11 protein-coding genes and 1 pseudogene are annotated in these 14,403 nt (G+C 70.1%); 3 read left to right on the top strand and 9 right to left on the bottom strand.

Annotation, left to right across the window (positions count from 1 at the left end; translation table 11 throughout):
- A pseudogene (locus G6028_RS10835) lies at nucleotides 1-618 on the bottom strand (amidohydrolase family protein); the annotation flags it as partial.
- Nucleotides 619-752: 134 nt separating this feature from the next.
- Here G6028_RS10835 and rraA point away from each other — a divergent pair.
- Entirely contained in the window at nucleotides 753-1,235 is a 483-nt protein-coding gene (rraA, locus tag G6028_RS10830; protein ID WP_179524199.1) for a ribonuclease E activity regulator RraA, read from the top strand.
- A gap of 61 nt (nucleotides 1,236-1,296) precedes the next feature.
- Here the strand turns inward: rraA and G6028_RS10825 are convergent, their stop codons facing one another.
- From G6028_RS10825 to G6028_RS10795, 7 genes are all read right to left on the bottom strand, one after another.
- The gene (locus G6028_RS10825; RefSeq protein WP_182609885.1) at nucleotides 1,297-1,680 is read right to left on the bottom strand and encodes a hypothetical protein; all 384 of its coding nucleotides are present in this window, start codon (nucleotides 1,678-1,680) and stop codon (nucleotides 1,297-1,299) included.
- A gap of 98 nt (nucleotides 1,681-1,778) precedes the next feature.
- On the bottom strand, nucleotides 1,779-2,324 hold the full coding sequence (locus G6028_RS10820) for a hypothetical protein (protein ID WP_182609893.1): 546 nt from the start codon (nucleotides 2,322-2,324) through the stop codon (nucleotides 1,779-1,781).
- 5 nt (nucleotides 2,325-2,329) lie between these two features.
- The gene (locus G6028_RS10815) at nucleotides 2,330-2,566 is read right to left on the bottom strand and encodes an RNA-binding S4 domain-containing protein (RefSeq protein ID WP_338404201.1); all 237 of its coding nucleotides are present in this window, start codon (nucleotides 2,564-2,566) and stop codon (nucleotides 2,330-2,332) included.
- An 88-nt stretch (nucleotides 2,567-2,654) separates the two neighbouring features.
- Nucleotides 2,655-3,038: a hypothetical protein gene (locus G6028_RS10810; protein WP_182609887.1), complete on the bottom strand. Its 384-nt coding sequence runs from the start codon at nucleotides 3,036-3,038 to the stop codon at nucleotides 2,655-2,657.
- Nucleotides 3,039-3,151: 113 nt separating this feature from the next.
- On the bottom strand, nucleotides 3,152-4,624 hold the full coding sequence (locus tag G6028_RS10805) for a glutamate synthase subunit beta (RefSeq protein ID WP_182609888.1): 1,473 nt from the start codon (nucleotides 4,622-4,624) through the stop codon (nucleotides 3,152-3,154).
- Nucleotides 4,617-9,218, bottom strand: a complete 4,602-nt coding sequence (gltB, locus tag G6028_RS10800; RefSeq protein ID WP_182658834.1) for a glutamate synthase large subunit — start codon at nucleotides 9,216-9,218, stop codon at nucleotides 4,617-4,619. The genes G6028_RS10805 and gltB overlap by 8 nt, the downstream gene beginning before the upstream one ends.
- Before the next feature lie 262 nt (nucleotides 9,219-9,480).
- Nucleotides 9,481-10,638, bottom strand: coding sequence for a hypothetical protein (locus G6028_RS10795; RefSeq protein WP_182658833.1), 1,158 nt, complete (start codon nucleotides 10,636-10,638; stop codon nucleotides 9,481-9,483).
- A 571-nt stretch (nucleotides 10,639-11,209) separates the two neighbouring features.
- Here G6028_RS10795 and G6028_RS10790 point away from each other — a divergent pair.
- Nucleotides 11,210-12,490, top strand: a complete 1,281-nt coding sequence (locus G6028_RS10790) for a DUF4921 family protein (RefSeq protein ID WP_182618251.1) — start codon at nucleotides 11,210-11,212, stop codon at nucleotides 12,488-12,490.
- An 85-nt stretch (nucleotides 12,491-12,575) separates the two neighbouring features.
- Here G6028_RS10790 and G6028_RS10785 read toward each other — a convergent pair whose 3' ends face one another.
- Nucleotides 12,576-13,091 carry a thioredoxin domain-containing protein gene (locus G6028_RS10785; protein ID WP_259845726.1) on the bottom strand — a complete coding sequence of 172 codons (516 nt, stop codon included), beginning with the start codon at nucleotides 13,089-13,091 and terminating at the stop codon, nucleotides 12,576-12,578.
- A 109-nt stretch (nucleotides 13,092-13,200) separates the two neighbouring features.
- Between G6028_RS10785 and G6028_RS10780 the strand changes: the two genes are divergently transcribed.
- A complete protein-coding gene (locus tag G6028_RS10780) occupies nucleotides 13,201-14,382 on the top strand; it encodes a DUF4185 domain-containing protein (RefSeq protein ID WP_182658832.1) in 1,182 nt (393 codons plus the stop codon).
- Nucleotides 14,383-14,403: the final 21 nt, after the last annotated feature.

The following is a 14,403-nucleotide window of genomic DNA, read 5'->3' as shown; positions in this document are numbered from 1 at the left end:
CGCCCGCAGGTGCAGCCGACCACCGGTCCGGCGACAGACGTCCAGCAGTACCGGGAGGTCCTCGACGCCGGCGTCCGCGGCGAAGAGCCCGCCGCGGCCGGCGACCTCCTCCGCCGCCGCCGCCAGGTCCTCACTGTTCAGGGTGGGGGTTCCCGCCACGCCCTTCCCGTCCGCCACGGCGGAGATCCCGAACACCCCCCGGTCGAGCAACGCGCCGAGCCGTCCGAGGTTCCCGGGCACCGCGGCGCCCCACAGGCCCACGTCGACGGACGACTCGCCGGTCACCCCCTCCCGCCACCGGTCCACCTGCTCCGGGTCGGTGGCCGACGGGTCGCCGTTCGTCCCGTAGTCGACCACGGTGGTGATCCCCCCGAGGGCGGCCGAACGGGTGCCCACCGCGACGTCCTCGGTGCTCACGTGCGGGTCCACCAGCCCGGGCATCAGAACGACGTCGTCACCCAGATCGATCGTGTGATCACCCGCCAACCCGATGTCCCGTGCCTCGGACCCGGTCCGCACGGAGGAGATCACGCCGCCGTCCACCGCGACCGCCGTCTGCTGGATACGACCGTCGACCACGGCGCGGCGGGCGTGGATCAGGAGCTCGTACCTGGCCACGGATCGGTCCTCCTACGTCTAGACAAATTTCTGTGACACCCTCGGGCGTCATTGTCCCCCACGGCCGAGGTCTTCCGGGGCAGCGTCGCCGGATAGCGTGGAGGGAGACCGAACTCAGACCAGGAGGGCCCGCCATGACCGACACCCCCACCGGATTCGTCCCCACCGCCGACCTCGTCGACGAGATCGGCGAGGGCGTCCGGAGTTGCGACACCCAGTTCCGCGACCTCGGCGGCCGCACCGAGTTCTTCGGCCCGGTCTCCACGGTCCGGTGCTTCCAGGACAACGCGCTGCTCAAGAGCGTTCTGGGTGAGCCCGGAGAGGGTCGGGTCCTGGTGATCGACGGTGATGCCAGTGTGCACACGGCGCTCGTCGGCGACCTCATCGCGGAACTCGGTCGATCCAACGGATGGGCCGGCGTGGTGGTCCACGGCGCGATCCGCGACTCCGCGGTGATCGGCACGATGGACTTCGGGTGCAAGGCCCTCGGGACCAACCCCCGCAAGTCGTCCAAGACGGGCGCCGGGGAGCGGGATGTCACCGTGAGTTTCGGCGGGGTCGACTTCGTCCCCGGCGACATGCTCTACGCGGACTCCGACGGGATCGTGGTGCGCTGACCCCGGCGCGCACCCCACGCCGGGGCGTGGCGGCCGACGGGGTCGCCGAGCGGTCAGCGGATCAGGACGCGCCCGCGAAGGTGCCGACCGAGCCGACCGACAGCTCGCCGATCGAGGCCTCCGGCCCGTAACTGCCCAACGACCCGGGCGCGTACGACCCGGTCGAGTTGGGCACGTCGACGGAGAGGACGACGGACCCGGTGTTGATGAGCGTCGTCAGCAGGTTCATCAGCGAGCCTGTGCCGAGGGAGCCGTAGCCCAGACTGCCGAGCGCGTCGATGGTCGCGGGATCGACCGACATGCACCGGGCGCCGTTCATCGTCTGGATCCACACGCAGAACGGGTCCGTCGGCTCCTCGGGCGCCGCCGTCGCCGACCCGGCCCCGGAGAGAAGGGCGGTGGCCATCAGAGCGGACGACGCCGCGGCGAGCAGGGTGGTGCGCATGTCAGGAAACCTCCGGGTAGGCACCCCACCCGGGCGTGGGGCTGTCCTCACGAAGTGTAACGGGTATCACACCGTCCGCGACCGGCGCCCCGGACGGGTCATGCCTCGCGTCTGATCCACCGCAGGAGCGGGCCGAGGGAGACCCGGTCGGTGAGATCCAGCCCGCCCAGCTCGAGCATCGACTGCTCCTCCGGGGTGAGATCCGGTTTGCGGCGCAGTGCCGCCAGCGCGGTCTTGATCCCCAGCCGCTGCCGGAACCCGAGTTGGTCGGGGGTCACCACGCCGCGCAACTGGAACAGCTTGAGGTCCCGGAGCTGGTCGGCGGAGAACTCGCTCGACATCAGGTCGATCCGGGCGTCGTCGGTGACCGGGGTGGGGCCCACCATGACGACGGCGACCCGGCGACCGGCCTCCACGAGCGCCTCCCAGTTGTCCTTGATGAACCCCGAGCCGCCCAGACCGCCACCCGGACGCATGCCCGTCACCAGGACCACCGTCCCGGCCACCACGAGCTCGGCGGGATCCACGGCGTCGTGGTGGGAGCTGCGGGCGTCGAACTCCTCCGCCACCCAGTCCGCGTAGCGGCGGGCCCCCGGGTCGTCGTCGTGCAGCACCACCGGGGCCGGCACGGCGCCGGACGTCATCTCGTTCACTGAGGCCTCCCCTGCCCGTCACGGGCGACCACGCGGGCCGCGCGGCCACCGAACGCCACCACGTCGCCGTCGGCCAGTCCGCGACCGCGCCGCACGTCGACCTCCCCGTTGACCCTGACCGCGCCCGCCGCGACGGCGTCCTTGGCCTCCGCCCCCGAATCGAGCAGCGAGGCCAGCTTGAGGAACTGGCCGAGCGTGAGCTTGCTGCCCAGATCACATTCGACGTCGTCCACTGGTGGACCGGCCGGCGGTGTCACCCGCGCGGCCCGTCCGCGTCCTGCGATATGGCGGCTCATACCGCCGAGCCTATCGGCCCCGTCGTCAGGGGGCGGGACCAGAGGGTGGGGCCTGCTCCTCCGGTGGCACCGCACGACCACGCCTCGTGACCAGTGCCAGACCCATCCCGCCGGCGATGAGGACCGCGGCGGCCAGGCCCAGCGCGACGGTCTGCACCCCGGAGATGCCCAGGGAGGACGAGTCCGGGCCGTCCCCGGCGTCCGGCGAGTCCCCCTCCACCGGGAGCGGGGGGAGTTCGCTGAGCACCGGGAGATCGGTCACCTCGACCCTCGCCCCGGAGCCGGTCCCCTGTGCGGAGGCCGCGGGCCCACCGATCATCGCGACCGACAGCCACAGCGCGACCACGAGCGCCACGACCAGGCCGACGAACACGGCACCGGACACGGCGGCAGGGCGACGGCGGACCATGTATGCCTTCCGTGACGGCGGCCGGGGTGGCCTGGATCGAATTGCCTCACATCTTAGGTTCTATTAAGGCGAAACAATACCCCGCCGTGCTCCCCCGGGCGCGCGTCCCCCGGTCAGCGCTGTGCGACGTCCGTGGGTCGAACGGGCGACGGGAGGGCCGTCTCCCCCATGAGGAAGCGGTCGACCGAGGCCGCGGCGGCGCGCCCCTCGGCGATCGCCCACACGATCAGGGACTGGCCACGTCCCATGTCCCCGGCGACGAACACACCGTCGACGTTGGTGGCGTACGTGTCGTCCCTGTCGACGTTGCCCCGGTCGCTGAAGTCCACGCCCAGGTCGGAGCACAATCCGGTCTTCTGCGCGCCCGTGAACCCCATGGCCAGCAGGACCAGGTCCGCCGGGTACTCGAAGTCGGTGCCGGGCACCGGCTCGAAGCGCCCGTCGACCATCTTGACCTCGGAACCCTTGAGCGCTGTCACATGGCCGCCCTCGCCGAGGAACTCGGCGGTGGAGACGCTGTAGACCCGCTCGCCGTTCTCCTCGTGCGCAGACGCCGTGCGGAACATCAGCGGGTACACGGGCCACGGGGTCGAGGCGGCACGGGTGGCGGGCGGCCTGGGCATGATCTCGAAGCTCTTGACCGACTTCGCACCCTGGCGGGTGGCCGTTCCCAGGCAGTCGGCGCCGGTGTCGCCGCCGCCGATGATGATCACGTGCTTATCCCGCGCGTGGATCTCCGGCAGGCCGTCGGAGTCCACCACCGGGTCACCGACCGCGGCCTTGTTGGCCAGCGGCAGGTAGTCCATCGCCTGGTGGATCCCGTCGAGCTCGCGGCCCGGGACCGGGAGATCCCGTCGCATGGTGGCGCCGCCACAGAGGACGACCGCGTCGAACTCGCCGCGCAGCTGCGAGGCGGTGATGTCCTTGCCCACGTTGACGCCGGCGCGGAACACCGTGCCCTCCGCCTCCATCTGGGCGAGGCGCCGGTCGATGATCTCCTTCTCCATCTTGAACTCGGGGATCCCGTAGCGCATCAGACCACCGATACGGTCATCGCGCTCGAAGACCGTCACCGAGTGCCCGGCGCGGGTGAGCTGCTGCGCGGCCGCCAACCCCGCCGGGCCGGAACCCACGACCGCCACCGACTGGCCGGTGCGGAACGAGGGGATCACCGGATCCATGGGACCGTCCTCCCATGCCTTCTCGGCGATCTCCACCTCGATCTGCTTGATCGTCACCGCCGGCTGGTTGATGCCCAGGACGCAGGAGCCCTCACACGGGGCCGGGCAGAGCCGCCCCGTGAACTCGGGGAAGTTGTTGGTGGCGTGCAGACGATCCACCGCCGCGTCCCACCGCCCGCGGTGCACGAGGTCGTTCCACTCCGGGATGATGTTGCCGAGCGGGCACCCCTGGTGACAGAACGGGATGCCGCAGCCCATGCAGCGACTGGCCTGGGTCTTCAGGTCGTCCTCCGGGAGGGTGGTCGACTCGTAGACCTCCTTCCAGTCCATGATCCGCAGATCCACCGGACGACGCTCGGGGAGCTCCCGTTCGGTGTGCTTGAGAAAGCCCTTCGGGTCAGCCATTTGCGGCCTCCATGATCGCCTCGTCCACGTTGCGTCCGTCCTTCTCCGCCTGCTCGATGGCGAGCAGCACGCGCTTGTAGTCGCGCGGCATGATCTTGACGAAGTGATTCACGTTCTGCGCCCAACCGGACAGGATCTCCCGCGCCCGGGTCGAATCGGTCTCGGCGGCGTGCCGCTCGACGATCCGGTGCAGGAACTCGACGTCCTCCGTCAGCAGTTCCTCGATCTCGACGAGCTCGTCGTTGAGGTTCACGGGCAGCTGCCCGTCCGGGTCGTAGAAGTACGCGACACCGCCCGACATGCCGGCGGCCACGTTGCGCCCGGTCGACCCGAGCACCACGACCTGGCCACCCGTCATGTACTCGCACGCGTGGTCACCCACGCCCTCGACCACAGCGGTGACGCCGGAGTTGCGGACGCAGAAGCGCTCGCCCACCATTCCCCGCAGGTAGATCTCACCGCTGGTCGCGCCGTAACAGATCACGTTGCCGGCGATGATGTTGTCCTCCGCCACGAAGTCCGGGGCCGCGTCCAGGGCGGGCCGGACCACGATCCGACCACCCGACAGTCCCTTGCCCACGTAGTCGTTGGCGTCACCGAAGACACGCTGGGTCACGCCGGCGGCGAGGAACGCCCCGAACGAGTTGCCCGCCGAACCGGTGAAGGTGAGGTCGATGGACCCGTCCGGCAGGCCTGCGGCCCCGTGCGCCTTGGAGATCTCGTGGCTGAGCATGGTGCCGACCGAGCGGTTGACGTTGCAGATCGGGTACCGACCGGTGGCCGGGCCGGACGACGGGTCGACGAGCACCGAACGGAAGTCCTCGATGAGCGTGCGGTCGAGCACTCCCTCCAGCTTGTGGTCCTGCTGCTTGGTGCAGCGCAGGTCCTGGTGCATGAAGGGCGAGTCCGCCTGGGCGAAGACCGGCTCGAGGTCCAGCTTGGCCGCCCGCTTGTTGTGGGCGAACGCACGGGACTTGTCGAGGCACTCGGAGTGTCCGATCGCCTCGTCGAGGGACCGGAAGCCCAGCTCGGCGAGGTACTCGCGGACCTCCTCCGCGACGAACTCCATGAAGTTCACCACGTACTCGGCCTTGCCGTTGAACCGCTCGCGCAGCACCGGGTTCTGGGTGGCCACACCCACCGGGCAGGTGTCGAGGTGGCAGACGCGCATCATGACGCAGCCGGCCACGACGAGCGGCGCGGTGGCGAACCCGAACTCCTCGCCACCGAGCAGCGCCGCCACGATCACGTCGCGCCCCGTCTTGAGCTGCCCGTCGACCTGGACGACGATGCGGTCGCGGAGCCCGTTGACCAGCAGCGTCTGCTGGGTCTCGGCCAGGCCCAGCTCCCACGGTCCACCGGCGTGCTTGAGCGAGGTCAGCGGCGAGGCACCCGTGCCACCGTCGTGGCCCGAGATCAGCACCACGTCGGCGTGTGTCTTGGACACGCCCGTCGCGACGGTTCCCACGCCCTGCTCGGCGACGAGCTTGACGTGGATCCGAGCCTCGGGGTTGGCGTTCTTCAGGTCATAGATGAGCTGCGCCAGGTCCTCGATCGAGTAGATGTCGTGGTGCGGCGGGGGCGAGATCAACCCGACGCCCGGCGTGGAGCCACGGACCTCGGCCACCCAGGGGTACACCTTGCCCGGCGGCAGCTGGCCGCCCTCGCCCGGCTTGGCGCCCTGGGCCATCTTGATCTGGATGTCGGTGCAGTTGGCCAGGTAGTTGCTGGTCACACCGAACCGGCCGGAGGCGACCTGCTTGATGGCCGACCGGCGCCAGTCCCCGTTGGGGTCGGGGCTGAACCTGGCGATCGACTCGCCGCCCTCACCCGAGTTGGACCGGGCGTGCAGGCGGTTCATCGCGATCGCGAGGGTCTCGTGCGCCTCCGCGGAGATGGAGCCGTAGCTCATCGCCCCGGTGGAGAACCGCTTGACGATCTCCGACACCGGCTCGACCTCGTCGATCGACACCGGCGGGCGGGTGCTCTTGAGCTCGAACAGACCGCGCAGCGTGGCGAGACGCTCCGACTGGTCGTCGACGAGCCGCGAGTACTCCTTGAAGATCTCGTATCGGCCGGACCGCGTGGAGTGCTGGAGCTTGAACACCGTGTCCGGGTTGAACAGGTGGTACTCGCCCTCGCGCCGCCACTGGTACTCGCCACCGATCTCGAGCTCGCGGTGGGCGGCCTCCTCGGGACGCGGCAGGAAGGCGAAGCGGTGCCGACGGGCCACGTCCTCGGCGATCTCGTCGAGGCCGATCCCGTCGATCGGGCTGACCGAGCCGGTGAAGTACTCGTCGCACAGTTCCTGCGACAGCCCGGTGATGTCGAACAGCTGGGCGCCGGTGTAGGAGGCGAGCGTGGAGATGCCCATCTTGGACATCACCTTGAGCACGCCCTTGGCGGCCGCCTTGCGGTAGTTGGCGCAGGCCTCGACCGTGTCGATCCCGGCGAGGTCGCCCGTCTTGACGAGCTCGTCGATCGACTCGAAGGCCATGTAGGGGTTGATGGCGTTGGCTCCGTAGCCGAACAGCACCGCCATGTGGTGCACCTCGCGGGCGTCGCCCGACTCCACCACGAGGCTGACCCGGGTGCGGGTCTTCTCGCGGACGAGGTGGTGATGCACGGCGGAGGTCAACAGCAGCGACGGGATGGGCGCGTTGCGCTCGTCGGACTCACGGTCCGAGAGCACGATGACGGCGGCACCGTCCTCGATCGCGTCCGAGACCTCGCGCCGGATGCGGTCCAGCGCGATGCGCAGGCCCCGCCCGCCGTGGGCGACGTTGTACAGACCGCGGACGGTCACCGCGCGAAGCGCCGGGCGGGACTCCCCCGCCGCCCGCAGCGTGGCGAGCTCGGAGTTGCCCAGGATCGGGTTGTCGAGCTTGATCTGCCGACAGGAGTCCGGGCCGGGGTTGATGAGGTCACCCTCGGGACCGAGCGTCACCCCGTAGCTCGTGACGAGCTCCTCGCGGATGGCGTCGAGCGGCGGGTTGGTGACCTGCGCGAACCGCTGGGCGAAGTAGTCGAACAGCATCCGGGCCCGCTGGGACAGCACGGGAAGCGGGGTGTCGGTACCCATCGACCCGGTCGCCTCTGCGCCGACACCGGCCATCGGGGAGACGAGGATGCGGAGCTCCTCCTCGGTGTAGCCGAAGACCCGCTGCCGCAGCACCACGCGCTCGTGGCTCATGATCTCCTGGCTGACCTGGGGGAGGTCGCCGAGTCGGACCATGCCCTCGTCGAGCCACTGCTGGTAGGGGTGCTCGGCGGCGAGCTGCTCCTTGATCTCCTGGTCGTCGATGATCCGCCCCGCGGCGGTGTCGACCAGGAACATGCGGCCGGGCCGCAGGCGGGTCTTGGTGACCACCTTGTCCTGCGGGATGTCCAGGACGCCGACCTCGGAGGCCATGACGACGAGACCGTCGTCGGTGACCCAGATCCGCGAGGGGCGCAGGCCGTTGCGGTCGAGGACCGCTCCGATCACGGTGCCGTCGGTGAAGGTGATCGACGCCGGACCGTCCCAGGCCTCCATGAGCGAGGCGTGGTACTCGTAGAACGCCCGCTTGGCGGGGTCCATGGTCTCGTGACGCTCCCAGGCCTCGGGCACCATCATGAGCACGGCGTGCGGAAGAGTGCGGCCGGCCAGGGTCAGCAACTCGAGCGCCTCGTCGAACCGCGCGGTGTCCGATCCACCGGGGGTGCAGATGGGCAGGGCCGCCGACAGGTCCTCGATGTGCTCGCTCGACATGAGCGACTCACGGGCCCGCATCCAGTTCTCGTTGCCGCGGGCGGTGTTGATCTCCCCGTTGTGCGCGACGTAGCGGAACGGATGCGCGAGCGGCCAGGCCGGGAAGGTGTTGGTGGAGAAGCGGGAGTGGACGATGCCCAGGGCGGACTCCACGCGCTCGTCCTGCAGGTCGAGGTAGAACTCGGGGAGCTGCTTCTCCGTGAGCATGCCCTTGTAGACGAAGGTCCGGGGGCTCAGTGACGGGAAGTACACGGTCTCCGAGCCCAGGTCGCCCTTGCCGGGCCCCTTGGATCCGAGCTCGTGCTCGCACCGCTTGCGGACCACGAAGCACTTGCGCTCGAGTGCGAGCTCGGTGAGCAGGGCGCCGTCGGCACCCGCGGCCTTGACGAAGATCTGGTGGATGGTCGGCTGGGCGTCGCGGGAGATCGCGCCGACCGTCGAGTCGTCGACCGGGACCTCACGCCATCCGATGACAGTGACGCCCTGCTCGGCGGCGATCCTCTCCACCAGGCGCTTGGCGTCCATCGCCAGCATCCGTGACTGGGGGAGAAAGCAGAGGCCGGTCGCGTACGCACCGGCCTCGGGCAGTTCCAGGTCCTGCTCCTCGCGCATCACCTCGCGGAAGAACCGGTCCGGTACCTGGATCATCAGACCCGTGCCGTCACCGGTGTTCGCCTCGGCGCCGACAGCGCCCCGGTGCTCGAGGTTGACGAGCGCGGCGATCGCCTTCTCGACGATGTCCCGGGACTGACGTCCGTACATGTCCACGACGAACGCGACACCACAGGAATCGTGTTCATATTCAGGGCGGTACAGGCCTCTGGGGCCGGGAGTCGTCATCATCTGCTCGCCTTCGTTTGTCGACGGGCGGACTCCGTGGTGGCTGGAGCACCCGCACTCAGATCACCGTGGTGCTCTGGCCCGCAAATAATATGGGGAAAAGGGGGTAGCCGCACAATTGGGTTTCGTCAATCGACGCGGACTGACGTGGGATACGGATTCCACCCTGTGAGATTTCTCTCAGGTCACGGGCACTCTCGCTCCCGAAATGGCAACTGCCCCGCTCCGAGTGGACCACTCGGAGCGGGGCAGTTGGGGTGTCAGATCACCGGATGAACGGCAACGGGGGCAGGGTGACGCCGTCCGGCAGCGCCACCTCGTAGTCGCCGAGCGAACCCGTGGTGACGATGGCCGCGTTGGCGGTGACCGCGACCCCACCCTGGGCGCCCGGTTCACCACCGCGACCGTTGGGGGTGGGTGGCCCCGGGGCCGGTGGAGCCTCGACGACGGGCTGTAAAGGAGCTGGTCCCGGCATGGCCGAACCTGCCAACGGGGGGAATCCCGGAAGCTCTGGGAGTTGGATGTTCAGGTCCATCAGGGACTGCCCGATCATCGGGGCGGCGGCGATCGAGCCTCCGATGAGGACCACCGGGAGCAGGATCGGAACCGAACCGGCCACCGACGCGGCCGTCGAACCCAACGGGGCGAGTGACGCGATCAGGGAACCGATCGGGGCGAGAGACCCCTCCACCGAACCCGGCTCCAGGGACCCCATCGGGAGCGAGCCCTCCAACGAACCGTCGTCGAGCGACCCGGGCTCGAGGGAGCCCTCGAGGGAGCCGTCCAGCGACCCGGCCTCGGACCCCGCCGACAGCGGAGCGAGCGACCCGGGCTCCAGCGAGCCCTCCAACGATCCGGCGTCAGACCCGGCCGAGAGCGGCGCAAGCGAACCGGGGGCGAGGGACCCGTCGCCCGCCTCGGAGCCCGACGACCCGAGCGCCAGCAGCAGGCCCAAACCAACGAGCGAACCCAGCTCAGCCGAACCGAGTTCGCTCGACCCCTCCAACGAGCCGCCGAGCGAACCCTCCAGCGCGTCAGACCCGGCCTCAGAACCAGCGAACACCGGATCAAGAGACCCGGATTCCAGAGAACCCTCCACGGATCCCTCCAGCGCATCGGACCCGGCTTCAGAGCCGGCGAACACCGGATCGAGGGAACCAGGCCCCAGGGAACCGTCCAAAGACCCGTCAAGCGACCCGGGCCCGAGCGATCCATCGCCCGACGACCCGAGCGCCAACAGCAGGCCCAAACCAACGAGCGAACCCAGCTCAGCCGAACCGAGTTCGCTCGACCCCTCCAACGAGCCGCCGAGCGAACCCTCCAGCGCGTCAGACCCGGCCTCAGAACCAGCGAACACCGGATCAAGAGACCCGGGCTCCAGGGAACCATCCAGCGAACCCGGCTGCTCCAGAGAACCCTCCACGGACCCCTCCAGCGCATCGGACCCGGCTTCAGAGCCTGCGAACACCGGATCGAGGGAACCAGGTCCCAGCGACCCAGCCGGCAGGCCGACGTCTTCCGAACCTGAGGAAACTTCGTCGAGAGACCCGGGCTCTCCCGAGCCCAGCGCAAGTTCGAGGTCCAGCGCGAGACCCAAGCTCTGGCCCAATCCCAAACCGGCACCTAGACCGAGATCCGCCGATCCCGTCTGGGAATTGGCGACCGCCGGGGAGCCGACGGCGGCAAGCGCCACCGCCCCAGCGAGCGCCGCCATTCTCAGATGACGCGAACGCTTAAATGACATTGTCGTCCCTCTTTCCGTCGTGTATGCCGTAGGCCGCCGAAGGACCACTAGCACTTGCTCTCCTACTCGATATGCACATCGTGAAATCTCAGGATAGTGTTACTTCCGTCACAGTTCCACCGGTGCGGCGGAAAACTCCTCTCGTCGTCGTCGGGAGTTCCCCCCGACCACCTAGGCTCGCCGGGTGACCACCGCTCCAGACTCCCCGTCGGCCCTGAACAGGCCGCTCCGGAGCCAGCCGCTCCGCCGGATGGCGGACGGGACCGTCAAGCAGATCAACCCCTTCACCGGCACCGAGGTCTGGACGGTTCCCGGCCGCGGCCACCGCCCCGTCGACCATCCGCCAGGCGAGGTCCTCCCGGTGGACCCCCACGCGGCCGAGGCGTACTGCGCGTTCTGCGTGACCCGGCTGCGCGAGACCACTCCGGAGAAGTCACGGCTGGTGCGCGACGGCGACACGTGGACGACGCTCGACCGGGTGGCCGCGCACGAGCTCGGCCTCACGACCCCTGAGTTCCGGCTCTTCGGCAACCTCTTCGAGATCGTGTCGCTGGACTACTGGAGAGCGGTCCACGGATACCGGATCCCGGCCCGGGCCGCCGCGCACCAGACCGCCTATCTCGGGACCGACGAGGGCGCCGACCACGTCCGCGCTCTGGTCCGCACCAGGATCGCCGCCGCACAGGGGGATCCGGCGGACGCCGAGTCCATGACGACCGCGGAGCTGGCCGCCCACTCCGAGAGCTTCTTCGGTGGCTGCCACGACGTCGTGGTGGCCCGCCGCCACCTCACCGACGGCGCCACGAGTTCCGACCGCCACGCCTCCTCCGGGTGCCTCGACCCGGACGAGCACCAGCAGTTCATCGCCTTCACCGTCCGCGCCATGCGGAACCTGTACACCGACAACCCCCATGCCCGGTACGTGTCGGTGTTCCAGAACTGGCTGCGTCCCGCGGGCGCGTCGTTCGCACACCTGCACAAGCAACTCGTGGCGATCGACGAGGTCCCGGCGAAGACCGGTCGCGAGGTGGCCGCCCTCGCCTCGGAGCCGGACCTCTACTCCACGCTCGGGGTCGACCACGCGGCCTCGGAGGGGCTGGTGCTGGCGGCCAACGAGCACGCGGTGGCGGTGGTCGGGGTGGGGCACCGCTATCCCGCCCTCGTCATCTATTCGCGCTCCGCCGCGAGCGAGCCCTGGGAGCACTCCCCGGACGAGCTCCGCGGGGTCTCCGACCTCCTGCACGCCTGCCACGCCGCCACGGGCCCCCTGGTGCCCACCAACGAGGAGTGGCACACCCGGCCACCGGGGGTCGGCGCGGCGATGCCGTGGCGGATCGTGCTCAAGTGGCGGATCTCGAACCCCGCCGGATTCGAGGGGGCGACCGGGATCTACGTCAACACGATCGACCCGTGGGCCCTGCGCGATCGGGTCGCGCCGCGGTTGGTCGAACTGCGTGACTCGGGTCGGATCGCCGACATGGCGCTCGGGGCGGAGTGCGGGGACGTGCGGGGGTCCTTGCGCTCCAGGTGAGGCCGGGCGAGGAGCGGGACGGGATCGACGACGACGAGGTGGGACGACGACGAGGTGGTCAGGTGAGCACCGGGGGTGCCCCCGCCTAGATCGCGCGTCTCGCCCGACCCCGGGGGAGCCTGGCGGCGGTGGCCTCACGGATGCCCGGTACGGAGGCGGGGATCACGACGGGTCCGGAGAGCGACGGGTCGAGCAGCATCGCCGTGGGCGTCTCCTCCGAGCCCATGTTGATGCGGCGGCAGAGCTCGTAGGCGTCCTCGTCCCGCCAGATGTTGACCCAGTGCACCTCGAGCCCCTCCCGGGCGGCGCGCCGCCGCAGCGCGGAGGAGTACGGGCACCCGGGGCGCCACAACACCACCACGGCGTGCTCCACGCAGGAGCTGCGCACCGACTGCAGGGGCTCGTGACCGGTGACCCTGAGCGGCGAGTTCCACAGAGCCACCACCGCGGTCACCGCCAACACCAGCAGCGCCGGTGCCGCGCCGTGACCGAACCCCACGATGGTCCAGGCGAGCGCGCACCCCACGGCCACGACGGCCGCGGGGCCGAACCAGTGGCCGGGGACGATCTCGCGCCCCGCCCGGGCGAAGGGGTGTGTCACGCGGACGACCATACGCGTGCCGGATCCCGGTCCGCCCGTGCATTAACCGAATTGTGATGCGTCCACGATCGGCTCTCCACCCGTCGTCCGTGACGGTAGCGTCGGAGCGATGACGGACTCGCGCCCGCCGACCCCGGCCCCGCCGACCAGCACCCGGAAGCTCCGCGACCTCACGGGACCCGGGATCACCACCGCGTTCGGTATGGAGGGGACCGATCTGGGGATCACCGCCAGGACGCCCTCCGGACGCCTGCTCGCCGTGTTCGGCGACACCTTCGCGGGAGCGGGGATGGGAGCCCCCCACGTGGGGCGCCCCCACCCGGGGATCGCCGAGTGCTCCCCCACCACCGACGAGCGACCGGGGCCGGGCAACCCCGACTGGCGGTCCCCCGTCGGCCTGTTCGCCGACGACGCCGCCCCGGGCGGGGGCCTGGTGTGGACGGGCGCGGCCGGTCCCGGCCCGCCGGACTACGCGGGGCAACTCATCGACTACGTCCACGCCCGGGGCTGTTCCACCGTCCTCCCCGGCGACGTCCTGACCCTCGGCGACACGATGTATCTCCACGTCATGGTCAACGAGGGGCTGGGGACGGTCACCCGGACCGAGATCCACCGCTCGGTCGACGACGGGAGCACCTGGGAGCCGACCGGTGTCACGTTCTCCCCCCGGCTCGAGGGCGGCCACCGCCAGCTGTGGACGTGGGAGACAGGCGGGGACGGATTCGTCTACGTCATGTCGACCGGGTTCCAGCGGGACAAGGGGGTCATCCTCATGCGGGTCCGCCAGGAGCACCTGGCGGATCCCGGCGTCAACGGGTGGCAGACGTGGGGCTACCGCGAGGGCGCCTGGGACTGGGGCAATCCCACGACAATCGTGCTTCCGGGCCGCATCGGCGAGATGTACCTGCGGCGGTGCGAGGACTTCTGGACCCTCACCTACTTCGACGCCGAGCACTACCGGATCGACTGCCTCACCTTCCCGCACATCGGCGCCGACCTACTGGACAGGTCGGTGACGACCCACACCACGCTCCTGCACGGCTGTGCCTGGGGCGACGAGTCCGACGGCTCAGATCCCGCCGCGGGTCCGGCACGCGTCGCCCAGCTCTACTGCGGCTGCCCGGTCCCGGGGTCCACCCCCGAGGAGTGGCACGTGGTCGTGAGCCAGTGGAACACCCACGACTCGGCCGCGGGCCCCGCCGGCTGGCCGTACCGCTCCATGCAGTTCGTGGGGTCCATCCCGCGTCCGCCGGGGACACGGGCCGGGGACCGACCCGCCGCGGGCGCGTAGGTCCGCGGCCGCGTAGGCCCC

The organism is Dietzia cercidiphylli (genome assembly GCF_014145145.1).
GTDB lineage: Bacteria > Actinomycetota > Actinomycetes > Mycobacteriales > Mycobacteriaceae > Dietzia > Dietzia natronolimnaea.
Note: the sequence above shows the minus strand (reverse complement) of the source record. Positions and strands in the feature narration are given on the sequence as shown.

Excerpts from the sequence above, each read along its gene's own strand:
- rraA (WP_179524199.1), top strand. The coding sequence starts at position 753 with ATGACCGACACCCCCACCGGATTCGTCCCCACCGCCGACCTCGTCGAC.
- G6028_RS10825 (WP_182609885.1), bottom strand. The coding sequence starts at position 1,680 with ATGCGCACCACCCTGCTCGCCGCGGCGTCGTCCGCTCTGATGGCCACC.
- G6028_RS10820 (WP_182609893.1), bottom strand. The coding sequence starts at position 2,324 with ATGACGTCCGGCGCCGTGCCGGCCCCGGTGGTGCTGCACGACGACGAC.
- G6028_RS10810 (WP_182609887.1), bottom strand. The coding sequence starts at position 3,038 with ATGGTCCGCCGTCGCCCTGCCGCCGTGTCCGGTGCCGTGTTCGTCGGC.
- G6028_RS10805 (WP_182609888.1), bottom strand. The coding sequence starts at position 4,624 with ATGGCTGACCCGAAGGGCTTTCTCAAGCACACCGAACGGGAGCTCCCC.
- gltB (WP_182658834.1), bottom strand. The coding sequence starts at position 9,218 with ATGATGACGACTCCCGGCCCCAGAGGCCTGTACCGCCCTGAATATGAA.
- G6028_RS10790 (WP_182618251.1), top strand. The coding sequence starts at position 11,210 with ATGGCGGACGGGACCGTCAAGCAGATCAACCCCTTCACCGGCACCGAG.
- G6028_RS10780 (WP_182658832.1), top strand. The coding sequence starts at position 13,201 with ATGACGGACTCGCGCCCGCCGACCCCGGCCCCGCCGACCAGCACCCGG.